This is a genomic window from Candidatus Pelagibacter sp. Uisw_092, assembly GCF_047729545.1.
Taxonomy (GTDB): domain Bacteria; phylum Pseudomonadota; class Alphaproteobacteria; order Pelagibacterales; family Pelagibacteraceae; genus Pelagibacter.
Genome location: NZ_CP159824.1, coordinates 1,234,860 through 1,256,179 on the forward strand (window position 1 = coordinate 1,234,860; position 21,320 = coordinate 1,256,179).

A 21,320-nucleotide genomic window follows, 5' to 3' on the forward strand; every position below is an offset into this window, starting at 1 on the left:
AATATATAATATGTATATAGGGATTAATTAACTATATCAATATTTGCAATCTACTACTTGAAGAATAAAAATTAATATCCATTTATAATCTATGACTACAATAGTGCTTATTAGAAAAAACAATGAAGTGGTGGTTGCAGGAGATGGCCAAGTTAGTATGGGCAATACTGTTATAAAAAGCACTGCTGCAAAAGTTAGAAAAATTGAAAAAAGAAATGTAATAGCTGGGTTTGCTGGATCAACTGCAGATGCATTAACTCTGTTTGAAAGACTAGAAGCAAAACTTGAAAAGCATGCTGGTAATCTTCCAAGAGCAGCTGTCGAGTTAGCAAAAGATTGGCGAACAGACAAATATTTACGAAGACTGGAAGCTTTAATGGCTATTGGTGACAAAGAAAATAGTTTTATAATTTCAGGAACTGGTGATGTGTTAGAGCCAGAGGGTGATGCTATAGGTATAGGATCAGGTGGAAATTATGCTTTGGCTGCTGCTAAAGTTTTATTAGATACAGATTTGAGTGCTGAAGAAGTTGCAAGAAAAGCTATTCAAGTTGCATCTGAAATTTGTGTATTCACTAATAATAATATTAAAATTGAAAAAATTTAATGAAAGATACAAACGTTACTCCTTTTCCAAAAGAAAAAACTGAAAAGAAAGATAACTCTTTAGTCAGTTCTTTATCACCTAGAGAAATAGTTTCTGAGTTAGATAGATATGTTGTTGGACAAAATAAAGCTAAAAAAGCAGTTGCCATTGCTTTAAGAAATAGATGGAGAAGGCAGGCTTTAAAAGGTGAAATGAAGGATGAAGTTTTACCTAAAAATATTTTAATGATCGGGCCAACAGGAGTTGGAAAAACAGAAATTTCTAGAAGACTATCTAAGTTAGCTGAAGCTCCTTTTGTAAAGGTAGAAGCCACAAGATTTACTGAAGTTGGGTATGTTGGAAGAGATGTTGAGCAAATTATAAGAGATCTACTTGAAATTGCTATTGCAATGGAAAAAGTAAAGAAAAGAAAAGAGATTCATGCAAAAGCTCAAAAATTAGCAGAAGAAAAAGTTTTAGATGCTGTGGTTGGAAATAAAGCAAGTCTTGCTACAAGAGAAAGCTTTAGAAAAAGATTAAGAGATGGTGATTTAGACAATAATGAAATTGAAATAGCTGTAAATGACAGTGGCTCTCAAGCTTCATTTGAAATTCCTGGAATGCCTGGGGCGAACATTGGGATGATAAACATTGGTGAGATGATTGGAAAATCAGTTGGAAATAAACAAAAGAAGAAAAAAATGACTGTCAAAGAATCTCATGAAATTTTAATTAATGATGAAGCTGATAAGTTAATAGAAGAAGATAAAATTATAAAATCAGCAAAAGATTCAACAGAAAATAATGGAATAGTTTTTTTGGATGAAATAGATAAAATTTCTGGAAGAACAGATAGATCAGGTGGAGATGTTTCCAGAGAAGGGGTGCAAAGGGATCTGCTTCCTTTAATTGAAGGAACAACTGTGAGCACAAAGTATGGTACGATTAAAACGGACCATATTTTATTTATTGCCTCAGGAGCATTCCAACTTGCAAAACCTTCAGACTTACTTCCCGAACTACAAGGTAGGCTTCCGATAAGAGTTGAGCTTGAAGCTTTAACTAGTGACGACTTTAAAAGAATTCTTAAGGAGCCAGATTATAGTTTAATCAAACAATATGTGGCTCTCTTAAAAACTGAAAATGTAGAATTAGAATTCTCAGAAGATGGAATAGATGCTATCGCAACTATGGCCTCAGAAGTTAATAATACTGTAGAAAATATTGGAGCAAGAAGATTACACACTATTATTGAAAGAATTTTAGATGATATTAGTTTTACAGCAACAGATAGAGCTGGTGAAAAAATTGTAATTAACTCTGAGTATGTTAGAAAAAATCTAGATGAGCTGGTAAAAGACACAGATTTATCTAAATTTATCCTCTAGTGAATTATCTTATCTTAAATTTATTTTTAAGATAAATATAGAAAGCACCACCTCCACCATCCTCAATCTTTGCATCTTTAATTTCTATTATCATTTTTATTAAACTCATGTTTGTTTCAATAAATTCTGGGACAGAATATTTTAATATACTTAAATTTTTTGAAAGATAAGGGTTTTCAACATTTTTAGATCTGAGGCCTTTACCTGTAATCACTATAATTTTAGTTACATTTTCATCAAAGCATTTTGTAACGAATTGCTGTACAGCTTTATTTGCTTCATCGATCGTATAACCATGAAGGTCTATTTTTTTTATTTTTTCCTGTCTTATATTGTTTTTATTAATAAAATCTTTGTTGGGTATTTTCTCATTATTTTTTAAGAAATTTTCCCAATCTTTCTTGTTTTTATACAAAATTTTTTCAGTTTTTTTAATTTTTGAAATAGTTCTCTTTACTAAATCCTTGGTGGAAGAATTTTTTTTATCTTTTAAAAAATTTTCCCAATCTTCTTTATCTTTATCTGAAATTTTTTTGATCAATTATGTAATAGTATCAATTAACAACCAGTTTGGATTTGATGATTTTATATCTTTTGAGAAAACCCACGTATCATAAACTGTCTTAATTTTTTCACTATCTCCTACAATTATCTTTTTATCTTTATCTTTTATGCAGGTTATAATTTCACTAACAAAATCTACTGTAACTTCTAAACTATATTCTATTTTTTTATGATTTTTAATTACAGCTGATTTAATTCCTATAAAAGTTATTTCAGCAAATTGACCTTTGTTTTCTCTATCCGAAAGAGCTTCTATAAATTGATCATGAATTTTTTTACTCAAAAGTGGTTTACTAGCTATTAATTTATTATCACTATCACTAAAATCTGTAATAATAGTTTCGTATGCAATTCTTGCACCTTTTAAAAAATCTTCTTGTGCTTCCTTTTCAAAATTTTCATTGGTAGGTCTTGAGCTTACTTTTATTTTTTGAAATTCTTTTTCCAATTGTGTAGGCACTTTTCCATCAAAACCAGTTTTTCTTCCTAGTATTCCTCTTAAACGAAGAAAGATAAAACCAGCTATCATTGCCAAAAGAATAATGTCAATATACTCAAAACTGTAACTCATAAACTATTAATATTTACTATGTTGATTAATTACAACTAGCAATTTAGAATAAAGACAAATGAACACATTTTTATTATTATTAATTGGTATTCCAGCTATTGAAATTTACTTATTTATCAAAATAGGCTCTCAAATAGGTGCCTTTAATACTATTTTACTTATTTTTATTACTGCTTTTTTTGGTGTTATTTATGCACGTTATGAAGGCTTTAACACTTTGAAAGCTGGGATGTCTCAGCTTGTAAAAAATGAGATCCCAGTTTATGAAATAATTTCAGGAGCAGCTTTAACTTTTGCGGCCTTGCTTTTAATTTTGCCAGGGTTTGCGACGGATTTGGTGGGTTTATTAATAATATTTCCACCAACACGAAAATTGATTTTTAAAAGAGTATCAACTAAACAAAAGACAAATAATAAAAAACAAGATTTTATTAACGGTGAATTTGAAGATATAAAAGATGAAGATGACAGAAAATTTTAAAATTCTAGCAGAATTTGTAAAAGATATTTCCAGCGAAACACCAGATATTCAAACATATATTTTTGTTAAGGAAAATATTGCAAAGTATAATCTTAACATAGATATCAACTCAAAAGCTCTTAAAGACAAAATGATTGAAGTGAATACCACGTTAAAATTTGAAGATAAGGAATTAAACGAAAAAAGATCTTATTTTGAGATAGTTTACGTTTCTATTATTAAAATCAATGAGACAGTAGAGGGTAAAGAAGACCTAGAGAAAATTATTTTGTGTGATGTGCAAAATAAAATTTATCCGAATTTAGAAAAAACTTTTTTAAATTTACTACACAATTCTGGTTTTCCAGAGGTTAGTCTAGATAAAAAAATAGATTTTACAAATTTGTATAAACAGAGATCTAACTAAAAAAATTTTTCTTCAGAGTATTTTTTAAATATTCTTTATGTAGATTAAGCTCTTCTTCTGAAGGTTTAATAATTTTTTTATAGTATTGATTCGTATTGTTTGAGTTTATTATTGTTTTTATATTCTCTTCATTTTTAAAATTTAAGGTTGGCTCTTTTTGGTCTAGAAGATTAATGTAAACTTTGGCTAATAAATCACAGTCAATAAGAGCAGTGTGTTGTGTTCGCTTAGAATTATCTACTCTATATCTTTTACACAAAGCATCTAGACTTATGGGTGATCCAGGAAATTTATCTCTAGCCATTACAAGAGTATCTATAGTATTTTCACTATTCAATTTTTTTCTACCCAGCAATGCTAATTCGTTATTCAAATGAGATAAGTCAAACTCGGCATTATGAATTACTAATCTTTTATTTTCTATAAAATTTAGAAACTCATCCACTATTTCTGAAAATTTTTTTTTGTTAGATAAAAATTCATCTGTATAGCCATGGACCTCAAGTGCTTTTTCAGAAACTTTTCTTTCAGGGTTGAGGTAACAGTGGAACTTATTTTCAGTAGGAATTAAATCATTTAACTCAATACATCCAATTTCTACTATTCTGTGACCTTCACTAACTGATAGGCCTGTTGTTTCTGTGTCTAATATAATTTCTTTCATCTTATAAAATTTTTTTGAGGATTTTTTTTATATTCATCTTAACAGGCCTATCAGTGAAATTGTTTTTAATAATAAAATGAGATTTCTTTTTTTTATAATCAAGTGGTAGTTGAATCTTTTTAAATGTGTTTAAAAGTTCTAGGTTAAAATTTTTTCTTTTTTTTAATTTTTTCAGCGTATCTATTTTCTTAGATTCAACAAATATCAAAATGTCATTTTTTTTATTAATTTTATTTTCTAAAAAGAGAGGAATGTCTAAAATTGTAATCTTTTTGTTTTTATTTTTTTTTAAAAATGTATTCATTTTTTTTCTTATTTCTAAATGAATAATTTTAACAATCTTTTTTAAGTTAGATTTATTGGCTAATATCGCTTTGGAGATTTCATACTTCCTTATGGGAAATGAATAAATATATTTTGGTAAAGTTTTTTTTAACTTATTGAAAATTTTTTTATCTTTTTTATATAATTTGCCTACCTCAACATCAGCATTGAATACGGGGAAACCAAAGCTCTTGGCCACATAACTTTTACCAGATCCTATATCTCCTAATATTCCTATTCTAATCATTTGTTTAAAAGCCTAATTACCTCATCATCAATTTCGGGTGTTATGTTAGTCCAAATTCTGAATGCTTCTCTTGCTTGCACTAAAAACATCATTTGACCATTGATAGTTTTGTTGCCTCTTAGTCTGGCATCTCTTAAGAATTTTGTTTCTTTGGGGCTATAAATTAAGTCATAAAATAGTGTCTTTTTATCAACATCAGTGAAGTCTATATTTATTTTATCATCCTTTTTTAAACCAACACTAGTAGTATTAACTACTATATCACAAAAAACAGAAGGGCACTCTCCCCATTCTATTAGCTCAATTTTTGGAAATAATTTTTTTAATTGGTTTGCATTATTTTTGCTCCTATTGCTAACCCAAATTACACCTGGGGATCTCCCAACTAAAAATTGTAAAGAAGCTACTATAGATGGAGTTACTCCTCCAGCTCCTAAAATAAAAAAATTTCTAATAGGTGCGTCTACAGCAAGTTCAGTGGTTGCAAAATTATAATGATCATGAATAGTTTTCAAAAAACCCAAAGTATCTGTATTATATCCAACAACTTTATTGTCCTCTTTATGAAGAGTATTTACTGATTGCGTATTATTAGCAGTCTGATCCAGTTCATCTATATAGGGGATAATTGACTTTTTAAATGGCACGGTGACATTCACACCAGCTATTTTTTCATCTTTAAGTTCTTTAATTACATCTTTTAAATCTTTTTTTTCTATTTTTCTTTTTTCATAAACACTGTCGAGTAAACGATATTTTTCCATCCAATAGTTATGTATCAGTGGTGATTGTGAATGCTCAATTGGATTTCCTATAACTAAATATTTCTTCATCTATAATTATTTAAATACTCTTTAATTTTTTTTATGGGTAAACCCATTATAGTGTCTTCATCTCCGTCTATCTTGGTAAACAAGGATCTGCCCTCACCCTCAATTTGATAAACATTGTAAGCATATAGTTCTTCATCACTTATTTTTGCCAGGTAAACTTTGAGATCCTCTTTGCTCATTTCTTTCATGGTTAAGGAGGCTTTGTCAGTATAATTCCATATCATTGAGCCACCTTTTGATATGCAAACTGAACTTACTAATTGATGAGTTTTACCATTAAGCTTTTTTAATATACTTAAAGCCTCAGCTCTATCATTTGGCTTCGAGATAATTTCACCGTTTAAATCTATTATACTGTCTGCACCCAAAACCATCTCATCAATAAATTTTTGACTAATTTTGTTTGCCTTTAGCTCAGCTAAATTTTTTGAAATAATCGTTGATGTTGCTTTTTCTTTTAATAAACTTTCTTTAATTCCGTCTTCATCAACATTTGCAGGTTCGACCCTACATTCAATTTTGTTCTTATCTAAAATTTTTTTTCTTATTCCACTTTTTGATGCAAGTATTATTTTATTAACCATTGTTTTTATATATTTCGTGAATTTTAATTATTGATGCGGCTGTCTCTTCAACTGATTTTCTGGTGACATCTATTGTTGGCCATTTGTATTTTTTAAATGTTTTTTTTGCTTCCTCGACTTCTTCTTTAATTTTTTGAATGTCTGTGTAGTTTGTGTTTTCTCTTTCTTTCAAAGTGATCATTCTATTTTTTCTTATATCAACTAACCTTTCTGCTTCAGTTGTTAGTCCAACAACACAGGTCATTTTTGGGTTTTTTTTTAAACTTTCTGGTATTGATCTCTTGTTAACAAGAGGAATGTTTGATGTTTTAAAGCCCTTATTTGCTAAGTAAATCGAGGTTGGTGTTTTGCTTGTTCTGCTAACCCCTAACAAAATAAGGTCTGACTTATGCAGCTCATCAACCAGGTTTCCATCATCATGATTCATTGTAAATTGAATTGCCTCTATTCTTTCATAATATTCTTCATTAAGTGCGTGCTGCCCGCTTGGGACGTGTGAGGCTTGTTGATTTAATAGTTTTGAAAAACTCAGTATTAAATTTCCCAAAACACCAAAACAGGGAATTTTTTTTTCATCACTTTTGTTTGCTAAAAATTTAGCAAGACTGCTATCAACAATTGTATACAAAATTATTGAGTTTTCTTTTTTTTTTGCTTCTTCGATAATTTTAGTAACTTGATTTTCTGTCCTTGTAAAAAAATATGACTTAACATCATATTCAATATTTTTAAATTGTGCCTTAATTGCTAAAAAGACTCTATCGAGAGTCTCGCCAGTGGAATCAGAAATAAGAAATATTTGATATGTATTAGTCATGAATAAAATGTTGATAATTAAGTATTATTTTTATCATTTTTTAAAAATACTGGTGTTTTTTATTTTTCTCTGTAAAACCCTGTTTTTATAAACATTAATAAACATGTGAAGTTTTAATATACATTTTATCTAATAATAATAAATAAAGGCCCAATTTAAACAAGATAGTTCATTTGTATAAAATATTAATTGTTAATAAATCGTGTATAAAATGTGTAAAACTATTAATTACCGTTATTCACATACTATATAACTAATACTATAATTAAATATTTACTTATTATTATGACCCCCATTCAAGAGACTATAATAAACAAGAAAACAAATAATACTCCAATATGGTTAATGAGACAAGCAGGAAGGTATCTTCCAGAGTTTAGAGAAATTAGAAAAGTAAATCCAAATTTTATTAATTTATGTCTAAATGAAAACTTATCATCAGAGATTACTTTACAGCCCCTAAAAAGATTTGAGTTAGATGCTGCAATAATTTTTTCGGATATTTTAATGTTACCTCATGGGTTAAATCAGAAAGTAGAATTTAAAAAAAATCATGGCCCACAACTAGGGCCGCTGAATTTAGATCAAATATCTAAAATTGATGAGATTGATTTTATAGAAAAACTATATCCAATTTATAAATCGATTAAAAAAGTAAGTGAAAATAATTTAATTAAAAATAAAAACTTAATAGGATTTGTTGGAGCACCATGGACATTATTAGTTTATATGATTAATAAACAATCACCAAAAAAAAAATTAATAAAAGACTTCTTTAAGGATGAATTTTTAATAAATAGAATTTTAATAATATTAGAAAAATTCTTAAAACTACATATTGATCATCAAATAAAAAATGGTGCAACAATAATTCAAATTTTTGATAGCTGGGCGGGATTACTAGAAGAGAAAGATTTACCAAACTACGTATATATTCCAACATTAAGCTTAGTTGAGTATGTGAGGTCATTGGGCATACCAGTAATTTGTTTTCCAAGAGGAGTAAAAAATTATAAAAATTATTGTGATATTGTTAAACCCGATGCTGTTAATATTGATTATGACGTAAACCCTATCTCCATATGTAAAGAAATTAATATACCCGTCCAAGGAGGACTTGATCCTAAGGTTTTATTAACAGACATAGAAAATTTAAAAAAGCAGGCTTTAAAATACTTGAATACTTTTAAAGATCACCCCTATATTTTTAATTTAGGGCACGGGGTTTTACCAGAAACAAAACCTGATATGGTTGATTATTTAGTGAAGATGGTAAATGATTATTAAATGAAAAAAGCGATTATCTTATTTAATCTTGGGGGTCCTGATAAAATAGAAAATGTTGAACCCTTTTTATTTAACTTATTTAATGATCCGGCGATTTTAAATTTACCAACACTTTTAAGGTACCCTCTAGCAAAAATAATTTCAAATAGAAGAGCCCCTATTGCCAAAAAAATTTATAAGGAACTTGGTGGGTCATCACCCATACTAAAACTAACCAAAGAACAATCTAGCGCTTTAGAATTAAAATTAAATCAAACCCAAACAGAAGACGAATACAAGTGCTTCATTGTAATGAGATGCTGGAATCCAAGAGCTAAAGACGTGATCAAAAATGTTCAATTATATAACCCAGACGAAATTATTTTAATGCCACTTTATCCCCAATACTCTGCTGCAACATCCGGGTCTTCAATTAAAGAGTGGAAAAGTGTTTGTAAAAAAAATAACTATTACGTTAAAACATCCACAATTTGTTGTTATCCAACAGACCAAAATTTTATTAACGCTCACACAAAGGAGATTATAAAAAAAATTAGAGACCTTAAAAATTTCAAACTAATATTTTCCGCCCACGGATTGCCAGAAAAAAATATTAAGAAAGGTGACCCATATCAATGGCAAGTGGAACAATCAGTAAAAAAAATAGTTGAGAGTTTAAATATTGAAAATTTAGATTGGGTGTTGAGCTATCAAAGTCGAGTTGGCCCATTGAAATGGATAGGACCATCAACAGAAAATATAATCATTGAAAATTCCAAGATTGGCAAACACATAGTTTTAGTTCCTATTGCATTTGTTTCTGAGCACTCAGAAACACTCGTTGAGCTTGATATAGAGTATAAAGAAATAGCAGATGCTAATGGATGCAAAAATTATACAAGAGTTCCGGCGCTTGGTATTAATGAAGATTTTATTAAGGCAATGTCAGAATTAATAATTAAAAAAAATGAATATAAAATTAATGAGAACCTTTATCCACCAAAAATACAGTGTCCTTCCAATTTTAAAAAATGCCCCTGTTTAAATTATGAATAGTTATTTATTATTTAAGAGCCTACATTTAATCGCAGTAATTTCCTGGATGGCAGGACTTTTATACTTACCCAGAATTTTCGTTTACCATGTTGAAAATTTAAAAGATAAAAACACTTCTCTAATATTTAAAACAATGGAAAGGAAATTATATTTTTATATCATGACACCAGCAATGATTTTAACTTGGGTATTTGGACTAGTTTTAATTTCTTCTTTAGGATTTGAAATTTTTTCTGCAACTTGGATTAAGCTAAAATTATTGTTAGTGATTTTATTAACCTTATATCATTTTTACCTATCCAAACTTCTTAGTGATTTTGATTTAGATCAAAATACTAAATCCTCTAAGTTTTTTAGAATAATTAACGAAGTACCAACAATATTGCTTATTTTGATTGTTTTTATTGTTGTTTTTAAGCCCATCTAAGCTTGTAATACTTAAAAGAGTATATATATTTATACTATCTAACAAAATCTTAACCCCCCCCACCCATGAATATACAAGAACTTAAACTAAAATCGTCTGAACAATTAATTACACAAGCAGAAGAGCTTGGTATTGAAAATGCTAGTACGCTTAGAAAGCAAGAAATTTTATTTGCCATATTAAAAAAAGTTGCCGAAAAAGAAGAAATAACTGGAGCAGGAGTTTTGCAGCTATTACAAGATGGGTTTGGATTTCTAAGGGCAATGGAATCAAATTATTTAGCTGGACCAGATGATATTTATGTTAGTCCAAGCCAAATAAGAAAATTTGGTTTAAGAACGGGAGACACTGTTGAGGGTCCTGTAAGGGCTCCTAAAGAAGGAGAAAGATATTTTGCATTATTACAAGTAATGAAAATAAATTTTGAAGAACCAGAAAAGGCTCGTCATAAAATTGCGTTTGATAACTTAACCCCACTTTACCCAGACAAACAAATGGTGATGGAAGTTGAGACAACCAAGATAGAAAAAAAACCAGATTTAACACCAAGACTAATTGATCTTGTAAGTCCAATTGGAAAAGGTCAAAGATCGATAATTATTTCACCTCCCAAAGCGGGTAAGACAATGATTTTACAAAGCATTGCAAACTCAATTGCTAAAAATTATCCAGAAAGTTATTTAATGGTTTTATTGATTGATGAAAGACCAGAAGAAGTAACTGACATGAAAAGAACGGTTAAGGGTGAGGTTATCAGCTCTACGTTTGATGAACCCGCTTCAAGACACGTTGCTGTTGCAGAAATGGTAATTGAAAAAGCAAAAAGATTAACCGAACATAAAAAAGATGTAGTAATTTTATTGGACTCAATCACGAGATTGGGTAGAGCCTACAATGCTGTGATACCAAGTTCTGGTAAAGTTTTAACAGGTGGTGTGGATGCAAACGCATTACAAAGACCAAAAAGATTTTTTGGTGCCGCAAGGAATATTGAAGAAGGTGGGTCTTTAACAATTATCTCAACTGCCTTGATCGATACAGGATCTAGAATGGATGAAGTTATTTTTGAAGAATTTAAAGGAACCGGAAATAGTGAAACAGTTCTTGATAGAAAAATTGCAGAGAAGAGAATTTACCCAGCAATCGATATAACTAAATCTGGAACAAGAAGAGAAGAACTTTTATTTGATAAAGATGATCTTTCAAAAATGAACGTTTTAAGAAGAATTATTAGCCCCATGGGAACTATGGATGCAATTGAGTTTATCAATTCAAAACTTAAAGAAACAAAAAGTAATGCAGATTTCTTTAGCTCCATGAACAAGCCAGCTTAGTACAAGTCTCCTACTAATTAATTTAAAGTTTTACAGAACTACAAAATTGAAGTTATAATATTTGCATGACAATTTATGCTCTTTCCACCGGCCCAGGAATTTCTGGAATAGCTATTGTTAGAGTTTCAGGAGAAGACACTAAAGAAGTAATAAAACTATTAACCAATGCAACACTTCCAAAACCAAGAGTTGCTACACTAAGAAAAATCAACAAAATCAACACTTCTGAGCTTATAGATGAGGGTATAATATTGTGGTTTCCAGGCCCTGAGAGCTACACAGGCGAGGATATGGCCGAATTTCATATACACGGTAGTAAAGCAGTAATTGATGCCCTACACCACTCCATTTCAATCGTTGAAAATTGTCGTCTAGCCGAAGCAGGTGAATTTACAAAACTTGCATTTCAAAATGGAAAAATAAATTTGCTGAAAGCAGAAAGTATTGCAGATTTAATTTCTGCAGAAACTGAAATCCAAAGACAACAAGCAATAAAAACTATGAATGGAAAATCTGCAGATAAATTTAATAGCTTAAGAGAAAAACTCTTAAAAATTTTATCACACGTTGAAGCAAAAATAGATTTTCCAGATGAAGACCTGCCCGAAGACATTTTGAAAAATATTAAAAAAATTTCTAATGAGGTAATTTTAAATATAGAAAAAATTTTAGATGATCAGAAGGTTGGTGAAAGAATTAGAGAAGGTTTTAAGATTGCAATCATAGGACCAACCAATGCTGGAAAGTCTAGTTTACTAAATCATCTTTCCAATCGAGATGCAGCAATCGTTTCAGAAATAGCCGGAACAACAAGAGATGTAATCGAGACGCATTTAAATATTGATGGTTATCCAGTTGTTGTTTCTGACACAGCAGGAATTAGAGATTCTAAAAATGAAATAGAAAAAAAAGGAATAAAATTAGCACTTGATAAAGCTGAAAATGCAGATCTAAAGCTGATCGTTATAGACGCCAAAAGCATTGATTTTAAAGGGGTTTTAAAAGAATTGATAGATGAAAATGCAATACTTGTAGTTAATAAATCTGATCTCTTAAAAGAAGATTTAAGTTCTGAAATAAAAAATTTTGAACATGTTTTAATTTCGGTAAAAAACAATCTCAACATAGAAGATTTAATTTTAAAAATTAAAAACAAATTAAGAAATAAATTTATCACAAGTGAAGATATTTTAATTACTCGTGAAAGACACAGACAGCATCTTGAACAAAGCTTAAATCATTTGAAAAAATTTGAAGAAAAAAATGAAGCCGAAGATTTTGACAAAGCTGCGGAAGATCTTCGTTTAGCAACACGACATTTGGGAATGATAGTTGGAAAAGTAGATGTTGAAGAGATATTAGGTAGTATTTTCAATGATTTTTGCATCGGCAAATAATCAACATTTAACGGGCTTTTTTAGCCTATTTTCTCAATTTTTGTTGATAAACATAACTAATTCATCGATTTTAATCAAAAAAACATAGCCACAATTGGCTCAACAGTTATTTCTTAAAAAAATACTGTCTGCTTGTAAATATCTATATCAGTTATAAATTTAACTTATGAAAAATGACTTATCATTTGAGGTAGTAGTTATTGGAGGAGGTCACGCTGGTTGTGAAGCTGCTGCAGCGTCTGCACGTCTTGGAGTTAACACAGCCCTATTCACACATAAAATTGAAACCATAGGAGAGATGTCTTGTAACCCAGCAATAGGTGGTCTTGGTAAAGGTCATCTTGTTAGAGAGATAGATGCTTTAGACGGCGTGATGGGAGAGGTTGCTGATAAATCAGGTATACAATTTAGATTATTAAATAGAAGTAGAGGGCCTGCAGTTCAAGGGCCTAGAACACAATCAGACAGATCATTGTATCGTAAATATATGCAGGAAAAATTATTAAACTATTGTAATTTAAGTGTTTTTTCTGATCCTGTTATAAGATTTATATTTTTAAAAAACACTATAAGTGGTTTTGAAACAAAGTCAGGTAAAAAAATTCTATGTGGCAAGCTAATCTTAACAACAGGTACATTTTTGAATGGTTTGATCCACATTGGTGATGAGAGAACACCAGCTGGAAGGTTCGACGAGAAACCCTCAACAGGGTTAAGTGAACAACTTGAAAAATATGATTTCAAAATAGGGAGACTTAAGACAGGGACACCGCCAAGGCTTGATGCTAGAACAATTAAGTATGATAATTTAGAGGAGCAGTTTGCAGATGATGATCCTTATTTTTTTTCTTTCTTAACTAAAAAAAATTTAAACAAACAAGTTTCATGCCGGATGACTTACACGAACGAAAAGGTTCATAAAATAATCCAAAAAAATTTAAAAAGAAGCGCAATGTACTCAGGAAGCATACAGGGGGTTGGTCCAAGATATTGTCCTTCAATAGAGGATAAGATAGTTAAATTTGCAGATAAGGACCGTCACCAGATATATTTAGAGCCTGAGGGGTTAAATGATCACACAATATACCCAAATGGAATATCCACTTCACTACCTGAAGATGTTCAGCAAGAAATATGTAACAATATCATAGGTTTAGAACATGTTAAAATAATTAGACCAGGTTATGCTATAGAATATGACTATATTGATCCTAGAGAACTATTTTTAACTCTTGAGACAAAGAAAATTCAAAATTTATATCTTGCAGGACAGATAAATGGAACAACTGGATATGAGGAAGCGGCTGCCCAAGGGTTGATAGCTGGAATTAATGCTGCGTTGTCTTTTAAGAAAGAGGAACCATTTATTTTAGATAGATCAGATGCTTATATTGGAGTTATGATTGATGATTTAGTAACAAAAGGTGTAGCTGAGCCTTATAGAATGTTCACATCGAGAGCGGAATATAGACTAAGTTTAAGAGCCGATAATGCCGACCAAAGATTAACAAATAAAGGCATTGAAATTGCTTTAATATCAAAAGAGAGAGAAGATATTTTTAAGGACAAAGAATACAAATTAGGAATTGTATCTAAAATAATGCTTGAATCATCAATATCCCCAACAAAAATTAAAGATTTTAATATAAAAATTGCAAAAGATGGTATTTTAAGAAAATCTAATGAAATATTGACTCAAAAAGGTGTTGATATGAATAAAATAAGAGAAATTTGGCCCGAAATACCTTTTTTTGATGAAAAAATAGATGAACAAATTGAAATAAACGCCCATTATAGGGGTTATCTTAAAAAACAAAAAGCTGATATATTAGCATTTAAAAGAGATGAAAATTTAGTCATACCAGATAAAGTTAATTATGATGATCTTTCTGGACTTTCAAATGAGGTAAAAGCTAAGTTTAAAAAAATAAAACCAAAAACTATGGGACAAGCTTTAAGAATCGATGGAATAACTCCAGCTGCTGTATATATTTTGTTGTCACATGTAAAAAGAAAGTCTATTAAGCTTATAGCTTAATGGAAGAACTTTTAAAAAAATACACACTACTAAAAGAGCAGAATGTTTCACGTGAAACATTAGCTGAGTTTGAAGTATTCATATCTATGTTACAGGTAGGAAATGAGAAAATTAATATTATAAGCAAAGAAACTGCTAAAAATAAAGTAATCAGAGAACGCCATATAGTAGATTCAGCACAAATCATTGAATTTATTGATCTAAATAGTAATATAATAACAGATATAGGGTCAGGTGGAGGTATGCCAGGTATAATAATATCAATTATGATTAAAAATGAGAAAAATTCGATTAAAGTACATTTATATGAAAAAAGTCATCACAAGAGTGCTTTTCTAAGAAAAGTATCTAGAGATTTAAAATTAAACACCAAGGTCATACAACAAAATATTTTTGAGGCACAAAATTTGGAGTCAGGTACAATAATGGCAAGAGCTTTTAAACCATTACCAATAATTTTAGATTTAGTTTGTAAAAATTTTAGTAGTTATAAAAATTTAATTGTGTTCATGGGAAAAAATGGGGAAAAAATTTTAGAAGAAACTTTAGTAAATTGGGATTTCGATTTTAAAAAAAAAAAAGTATTACAAGTGAAGATTCATTTTTATTAAATATAAAAAATATTAAAAAAAAACATTAACAAAAATAGATGCAAATTATTTCTGTAATAAATCAAAAGGGTGGGGTTGGAAAAACAACAACAGTAATTAATCTTGCAGCTGGTTTAGCTCAACAAGAAAAAAAAGTATTAGTAATTGATTTAGACCCACAGGGAAATGCCACTACAGGGCTTGGTCTATCCAACTTAGAAAATTCTAGTGACTCAATATATGGTGTATTAAATGGAACAAAGTCAATTCCAGAGGCAATTAGAAAAACAAAGTATGATAATTTAGAGATTATTACTTCTAATGTTGATTTGTCAGGACTAGAAGTAGAAACAGCCAGCGACAATGAAAGAGCCTTTATATTAAAGTTTAAATTAGCCGCTTATTTGAATAATTCTAGAGGAAGCTATGATTATATACTAATAGATTGTCCACCATCATTAAGTTTGCTTACGGTCATGGCTTTAGTTTCATCTGACTCACTTGTGGTACCACTACAGACTGAATTTTTTGCTTTAGAGGGCTTGACACAGCTAATGAAGACAATAGAGCGTATAAAAGTTAACTTAAATCCTGAGTTAAAGATTAGGGGAATTCTTTTAACCATGTATGACAAGAGAAACAAGCTTTCAGCACAAGTTGAAAAAGAAGCAAGAGACTATTTTAAGGAAAAAGTTTATCTTACGATCATACCAAGAAATGTTAGGCTATCAGAGGCACCTTCTCATGGTATGCCAGTTTTAATTTATGACAAGTCGTGCCCTGGAAGTAAATCGTATTTTAGTTTTACAGATGAATTTATTAATCAAGAACAAAAAATAGGAAGTGCAGCATAATGGATACAAATAAAATAAAAAAAGGCTTAGGTAGAGGCCTGTCATCTTTAATAGGTGAAACCAAAGCTGAAATAAATATTAATAAAGTTTTGATAAGTGATTTAGTGAGCAATAAATTCCAGCCCAGAAAAATATTTGATGAAGACAGTTTACAAGATTTAACAAACTCAATAAACCAGAGGGGAATTATTCAGCCAATTATTGTTAGAAAATCTAGTAATGCAAGTTCAAAATATGAAATAATTGCTGGAGAGAGAAGGTGGTTAGCTGCACAAAAAGCAGGGTTACACGAGGTTCCTGTTGTTATTACTGATGTAGATGATTTAAAATCTTTAGAATTTGCTATTATCGAAAATGTTCAAAGAAATGATCTAAATGCAATTGAAGAAGCGCGGGGTTATCAACGTCTCATTAAGGAATTTTCTTATGATCAGGAAAAAGTTGCTCAATTTATTGGGAAAAGCCGAAGCCATATAGCTAATTTTTTAAGATTACTGAGTTTACCAGACACAGTATTAAATTTAATTGAAACAAAAAAATTAACTCCTGGTCATGCAAAAATTTTAGTTGGATTGGATAATGCAGATTTTGTTGCAAATAAAATAGTTGAAAAAAATCTTTCAGTTAGACAAGCAGAAAATTTTGTAAAAATTTTTAAAATAAAAAGACAGTCATTTAAAAAATCAAAAGATGCAAACGTACAAGCTTTAGAATCTTCAATTATTGAAAAAATTGGGTTAAATGTCTTAATTAAAAACAATAAAAATAATACAGGAACATTAATTCTTGAATACAAGGATCTTAATCAGCTAAATAAAATAATTGAGATTATAAAGTCTAATTATTAGCTTTTTTAGAATTATTAATTATAAAATCTGATAATATATTTTTTCCTACAGTTGAATTTTTTTTAATCAAAAATTCAATCTCATTACTTTCATAAATTAAATTTTTTAATTTAGTTTTTCCCCAAGACTTCATTTGTTGAGTTACTAATGGCTTATCTTTCCAGAAAATAGGTGGTTTAAAAGAAGAAATTGCTAGGTCTATATTATTTTTTTCATCAACCAATTCATAAATTTTTACTAATCTTTTTAATTTTGCTAATAATGTTCTAATAATTATTATATTGTCCTCATCAGAGTAGTTATTTTCATTCAAAATAGTGATGGTTTTCCTGGTATTTTTAGCGAGAGAGTGATCAACAAGTTCTGATGCACTATAGTTGTCAGCAAGGTTTGTGAGTTTAATAATTTGATTAAGATTTATATTTTTCTTGTTTAACAAAAAACTTTCAATTTTTGCTAACTCATTACTTAAATTTTTTCTATCACCCCGACTTCTTTCTATTAAAATATTTATTAATTGTTGTGATATTGGAATCTTTTTATCTCTAAAAAATTGACTGATTATAGAATTTAAAGTTTGATTATTATCCTCATAAAATGGAGTACATATAATTGACTTTCCTTTTTCAAAAATTTTTCTTAAAGCTGATTTTTTTTCAAGATTCTTTGAATTCAATATAAATTTAATATCCTCTGGATTTTTTTCTATTAGCTCTTCTATAGTTTCTTTAATTTTGTCTGTGACTTTATTTATTATTATGAGTTTTTCATTATCAAAAAATGATTTTGTAAGGACACTATGAAAAAAATTATTTTTATTATCTAGTACTTCTTTTTCTTCATATCTAAAAATTTTATTTAAATAGTTTTTCTCAAATATGTCTTTAATAATTTCTTCTTTTAAACCTTCATTGTCACCATAAAAAAGATAAAAATTATGGTTATTTAATTTTAATTTAGTTATTTCAAATGACTTTAAGATCATTATTTAAGATTTTAAAAAAATAAAAATTTTTTCACACACCTCATCAATTAAATTTGTTTCTATACTTTTCTGATATTGAGACAAATCGAATTTATTGTTGATATTATTATAAACAAAACTTACATTAAATTGTTTTTGTTTAATAATTTTCTGCCCGTCATTAAGTAATAAATCTACAATTATGGAATTTTTATAAACAGAAGGATTTCCTCCCTTGTCTTTTGAAATAACCTCTAATTTTTTTTGACTTATTAATTTTAATTCAAAATTCAATTTTGAATTTTTCATTTCTTTTAAACCAAGAAAAGAAATAATTTTTCTATTTATTTTTTCATTTCCTTCAAACTTAATAGTTTTGATTGATTTTTCTAAATTGTTATTTTTTAAATATAGAGGCTCATATCCGCACCCAAAAAGTAAAGAAGATACAAATAAAAGAAATAAGGCCTTTTTAAACATCATTTTAAAATCAAGTTTATTAATTTATTTTTTATATAAATAGTTTTAATAATATCCTTATTCTCAGTGTATTTTTTTAATTCTTTTAACTCCATTACCATTCTGATTAAATTTTTTTCTTCAATGTCGTTTTCTGTTGAAATTAAGCTTCTTTTTTTTCCATTTATTTGAATAACTATATTGCTTTTCTTGCCCTTAAGGTATTTGTTGTTTGTTTCTGGCCAAGATAAATTCTCACTGATATTTAATTGATTTAAGCATTCACTTGCTAAATGTGGAATTATAGGGAGCATGGTAGTTAGAATCTTTATATAATTACTCAATAAATTTTCGTACTTATTTTTCTCTATCACTAATTTATTTAAAAAAGTATAAATTTCATGCAAGTTTGCAACCAAAACATTATAACTAAATTTATCTAGATTAATATTTATTTTATTAATTATTTGATTACTAAACTCTTCAATGGACTCATTAAAAGTGTTTCCTTTGTCTTTTTCAAACTCTTTAACTTTAAGTTCAATCTTCTTATGTAAAGTCCAAAATTTTTGTATAAATTTATATGAAGCCACCATTCCCTGTTCTGACCATTGTACGTCTTTTTCTGGAGGACTATCAGATAAAATAAACAGTCTAACAGCATCTGCACCATAACTTTTTATCATTTGTTCAGGATCAATGGTATTTTTTTTTGATTTAGACATAGACTCTGATGCACCAACTATAATTTTTTGGAACTTATTTTCTTTACTAAAATAATCTTTACCATTTTCTGAAAAAACTTCTTCAGGGCTGAACCAATTATTATTTTTATCTTTATAAGTTTCGTGACAAACCATACCTTGAGTAAACAAACCTTTGAAAGGCTCCTTAGATTGGATTTTATCAATTTTATAATCTAGGGCTCTTGTAAAAAATCGTGAATATAAAAGATGAAGTATAGCGTGCTCAACACCACCGATATATTGATCTACAGGCATCCAATAATTAACTTCATTCATATCAAAACCATCTATATTATTTTTTGATGAACAGAATCTTAAAAAGTACCAAGAAGAGTCAACAAAAGTATCAAGAGTATCAGTTTCCAGTAGACACTCTTCACCATCAATTATAATTTTCTTCCAACTTTCTTCGTGATCCAAGGGATTACCATTTACGTTTAGATTAATTTTTTCTGGAAGCTTTAAAGGTAGTTTTTCCAAGGGAACTTTCACAATTTCTTTGTTTTGTTTATATGCAATTGGGATAGGACACCCCCAATATCTTTGTCGTGAAACACCCCAATCTTTTAATCTAAAATTAATTTTTTTTTTACCTATTTTTTTCTCTTCAATTATCTTAATAGTTTCTGAAATAGACTCCACTGGTACCTTTAAGTTATTTAAAAATTTAGAATTAAAGATTGTTCCTGGACCAGTGTAGGCTTCTTTAGAAATTTTAAAATCATCTCCTGCTTCTAAGGGCTTAACTACAGGTATAACACATAGGTTATATTTTAGGGCAAAATCCAAATCTCGTTGGTCGTGTGCAGGACATCCAAATACAGCACCAAAACCATAATCCATTAAAACAAAGTTAGCAAAATAAACGGGGACTTTCATATCCTTGTCTAATGGATTGAGAGCGGTCAAACTTGTTTTAAATCCAATTTTTTCAGCTTGTGCTATGGACTCTTCGGTTGTTCCAGTTTTGGAACATTTGTTTTTAAATATTATAAAATCCTCATTTTTTTCATATAATTTAGATATTGGGTGATCCACAGAAACAGCCAAAAAAGAAAATCCAAATAAGGTATCAGGTCTTGTTGTATAGCAACTAATACTTTTAACTTCAGGGCTACCCTCAATTTGAAAATCTATTTCACAACCAAAAGATTTGCCAATCCAGTTTTTTTGCATGATCTTAACTTTATTTGGCCACTCATCGAGCTGGTTAAGGCCTTGAAGTAAATCATCTGAAAATTTAGAAATATTAAAAAACCATTGGCTTAATTTTTTTCTCTCAACAACAGCACCAGATCGCCATCCCTTACCGTCAACTACCTGCTCGTTTGCAAGAACTGTTTGATCAATAGGATCCCAATTTACATAATTTTCTTTTCTGTAAACAAGCCCTTTATCATATAAGTCTAAAAAAAATCGCTGTTGATGCTTATAGTAATCTGGCGAACAAGTAGAGATTTCTCTGTCCCAGTCAATTGAAAAACCTAATTTTTTCAATTGATTTTTCATAATTGAAATATTTTTTTTAGTCCATTCTTCAGGATTTAGATTATTTTGACGAGCAGCATTTTCTGCAGGCATTCCAAAAGAATCCCAACCCATAGGGTGCAAAACATTATAACCTTGTAATGATTTGTATCGCGCAAGAACATCTCCAATAGTATAGTTTCTTACATGCCCCATATGAATCTTCCCAGATGGGTACGGGAACATTTCTAAGCAGTAAAACTTCTTTTTATCTTTAATTATTTCAGCTTTAAAAGTTTTATTTTTATCCCAATAATTTTGCCATTTTTCCTCAATAACTTTAAAATTATATCTATCAGAATCCATATTTAAAATGATTAATCTTAGTAAACTGAATAAAATTAATTAA

Annotated in this window: 22 protein-coding genes and 1 pseudogene; 13 read left to right on the top strand and 10 right to left on the bottom strand. The window is 29.2% G+C overall.

All coding sequences use genetic code 11. The annotated features are described in order from the left end of the window. Positions 1–91 precede the first annotated feature (91 nt). Positions 92–607, top strand: coding sequence for an ATP-dependent protease subunit HslV (gene hslV, locus ABXT63_RS06865; RefSeq protein WP_011281633.1), 516 nt, complete (start codon positions 92–94; stop codon positions 605–607). Then, on the top strand, positions 607–1,974 hold the full coding sequence (gene hslU / locus ABXT63_RS06870; RefSeq protein WP_415320819.1) for an ATP-dependent protease ATPase subunit HslU: 1,368 nt from the start codon (positions 607–609) through the stop codon (positions 1,972–1,974). The genes hslV and hslU overlap by 1 nt, the downstream gene beginning before the upstream one ends. Positions 1,975–1,978: 4 nt before the next feature. On the opposite strand, the gene ABXT63_RS06875 is transcribed toward hslU, so the two are convergent. Beyond that, positions 1,979–2,515: a Smr/MutS family protein gene (locus tag ABXT63_RS06875; RefSeq protein ID WP_415320820.1), complete on the bottom strand. Its 537-nt coding sequence runs from the start codon at positions 2,513–2,515 to the stop codon at positions 1,979–1,981. After that, positions 2,516–3,109 (bottom strand): Tim44/TimA family putative adaptor protein, encoded by a 594-nt coding sequence (locus ABXT63_RS06880; RefSeq protein WP_415320821.1) that lies wholly within the window; start codon positions 3,107–3,109, stop codon positions 2,516–2,518. 58 nt (positions 3,110–3,167) lie between these two features. On the opposite strand from ABXT63_RS06880, the gene ABXT63_RS06885 reads away from it, so the two are divergent. Together ABXT63_RS06885 and ABXT63_RS06890 are read left to right on the top strand one after the other, a co-directional pair. Next, positions 3,168–3,590 (top strand): FxsA family protein, encoded by a 423-nt coding sequence (locus tag ABXT63_RS06885; protein ID WP_415320822.1) that lies wholly within the window; start codon positions 3,168–3,170, stop codon positions 3,588–3,590. Then, positions 3,574–3,996, top strand: coding sequence for a protein-export chaperone SecB (locus tag ABXT63_RS06890; RefSeq protein WP_415320823.1), 423 nt, complete (start codon positions 3,574–3,576; stop codon positions 3,994–3,996). Before ABXT63_RS06885 ends, ABXT63_RS06890 begins: the two co-directional genes overlap by 17 nt. Here the strand turns inward: ABXT63_RS06890 and dnaQ are convergent. The 5 genes from dnaQ to ABXT63_RS06915 are packed head-to-tail and all read right to left on the bottom strand — an operon-like array spanning position 3,989 to position 7,465. Further along, the gene (dnaQ, locus tag ABXT63_RS06895; RefSeq protein ID WP_415320824.1) at positions 3,989–4,660 is read right to left on the bottom strand and encodes a DNA polymerase III subunit epsilon; all 672 of its coding nucleotides are present in this window, start codon (positions 4,658–4,660) and stop codon (positions 3,989–3,991) included. The genes ABXT63_RS06890 and dnaQ overlap by 8 nt on opposite strands. Before the next feature lies 1 nt (position 4,661). Next, the gene (gene coaE, locus ABXT63_RS06900) at positions 4,662–5,231 is read right to left on the bottom strand and encodes a dephospho-CoA kinase (RefSeq protein WP_415320825.1); all 570 of its coding nucleotides are present in this window, start codon (positions 5,229–5,231) and stop codon (positions 4,662–4,664) included. Beyond that, positions 5,228–6,064 (bottom strand): shikimate dehydrogenase, encoded by an 837-nt coding sequence (gene aroE, locus ABXT63_RS06905; protein WP_415320826.1) that lies wholly within the window; start codon positions 6,062–6,064, stop codon positions 5,228–5,230. Before aroE ends, coaE begins: the two co-directional genes overlap by 4 nt. Next, positions 6,061–6,648 (bottom strand): Maf family protein, encoded by a 588-nt coding sequence (locus tag ABXT63_RS06910; protein ID WP_415320827.1) that lies wholly within the window; start codon positions 6,646–6,648, stop codon positions 6,061–6,063. The genes aroE and ABXT63_RS06910 overlap by 4 nt, the downstream gene beginning before the upstream one ends. Next, positions 6,641–7,465 carry a pyruvate, water dikinase regulatory protein gene (locus tag ABXT63_RS06915; RefSeq protein WP_415320828.1) on the bottom strand — a complete coding sequence of 275 codons (825 nt, stop codon included), beginning with the start codon at positions 7,463–7,465 and terminating at the stop codon, positions 6,641–6,643. Before ABXT63_RS06915 ends, ABXT63_RS06910 begins: the two co-directional genes overlap by 8 nt. A gap of 285 nt (positions 7,466–7,750) precedes the next feature. Here ABXT63_RS06915 and hemE point away from each other — a divergent pair, with 285 nt between their 5' ends. The 9 genes and pseudogenes from hemE to ABXT63_RS06960 all read left to right on the top strand — a co-directional run bounded on the left by hemE (position 7,751) and on the right by ABXT63_RS06960 (position 17,275). Further along, a complete protein-coding gene (gene hemE / locus ABXT63_RS06920) occupies positions 7,751–8,752 on the top strand; it encodes a uroporphyrinogen decarboxylase (protein WP_415320829.1) in 1,002 nt (333 codons plus the stop codon). Continuing rightward, on the top strand, positions 8,753–9,787 hold the full coding sequence (gene hemH / locus ABXT63_RS06925) for a ferrochelatase (protein WP_415320830.1): 1,035 nt from the start codon (positions 8,753–8,755) through the stop codon (positions 9,785–9,787). Beyond that, positions 9,780–10,214 (top strand): protoporphyrinogen oxidase HemJ, encoded by a 435-nt coding sequence (gene hemJ / locus ABXT63_RS06930; protein ID WP_415320831.1) that lies wholly within the window; start codon positions 9,780–9,782, stop codon positions 10,212–10,214. Before hemH ends, hemJ begins: the two co-directional genes overlap by 8 nt. 65 nt (positions 10,215–10,279) lie before the next feature. After that, on the top strand, positions 10,280–11,548 hold the full coding sequence (rho, locus tag ABXT63_RS06935; protein WP_415320832.1) for a transcription termination factor Rho: 1,269 nt from the start codon (positions 10,280–10,282) through the stop codon (positions 11,546–11,548). A gap of 65 nt (positions 11,549–11,613) precedes the next feature. Continuing rightward, complete coding sequence (gene mnmE, locus ABXT63_RS06940; RefSeq protein WP_415320833.1) at positions 11,614–12,945, top strand: tRNA uridine-5-carboxymethylaminomethyl(34) synthesis GTPase MnmE; 1,332 nt, start codon at positions 11,614–11,616, stop codon at positions 12,943–12,945. A gap of 166 nt (positions 12,946–13,111) precedes the next feature. Then, positions 13,112–14,983: a tRNA uridine-5-carboxymethylaminomethyl(34) synthesis enzyme MnmG gene (gene mnmG / locus ABXT63_RS06945; RefSeq protein ID WP_415320834.1), complete on the top strand. Its 1,872-nt coding sequence runs from the start codon at positions 13,112–13,114 to the stop codon at positions 14,981–14,983. Further along, positions 14,983–15,623 (top strand): annotated as a pseudogene (locus tag ABXT63_RS06950) (16S rRNA (guanine(527)-N(7))-methyltransferase RsmG). Before mnmG ends, ABXT63_RS06950 begins: the two are co-directional and overlap by 1 nt. Before the next feature lie 9 nt (positions 15,624–15,632). Next, positions 15,633–16,427, top strand: a complete 795-nt coding sequence (locus ABXT63_RS06955) for a ParA family protein (RefSeq protein WP_415320835.1) — start codon at positions 15,633–15,635, stop codon at positions 16,425–16,427. Beyond that, complete coding sequence (locus ABXT63_RS06960; RefSeq protein WP_415320836.1) at positions 16,427–17,275, top strand: ParB/RepB/Spo0J family partition protein; 849 nt, start codon at positions 16,427–16,429, stop codon at positions 17,273–17,275. The genes ABXT63_RS06955 and ABXT63_RS06960 overlap by 1 nt, the downstream gene beginning before the upstream one ends. Here the strand turns inward: ABXT63_RS06960 and holA are convergent. From holA to leuS, 3 genes are read right to left on the bottom strand one after another with little or no spacing between them, the layout of a single operon-like run. Continuing rightward, on the bottom strand, positions 17,265–18,260 hold the full coding sequence (holA, locus tag ABXT63_RS06965) for a DNA polymerase III subunit delta (protein WP_415320837.1): 996 nt from the start codon (positions 18,258–18,260) through the stop codon (positions 17,265–17,267). The two genes, ABXT63_RS06960 and holA, sit on opposite strands and share 11 nt — an antisense overlap. Before the next feature lie 3 nt (positions 18,261–18,263). After that, positions 18,264–18,722 carry a hypothetical protein gene (locus tag ABXT63_RS06970; protein WP_415320838.1) on the bottom strand — a complete coding sequence of 153 codons (459 nt, stop codon included), beginning with the start codon at positions 18,720–18,722 and terminating at the stop codon, positions 18,264–18,266. Continuing rightward, positions 18,719–21,277, bottom strand: coding sequence for a leucine--tRNA ligase (leuS, locus tag ABXT63_RS06975; protein ID WP_415320839.1), 2,559 nt, complete (start codon positions 21,275–21,277; stop codon positions 18,719–18,721). Before leuS ends, ABXT63_RS06970 begins: the two co-directional genes overlap by 4 nt. Between the last annotated feature and the right edge of the window lie 43 nt (positions 21,278–21,320).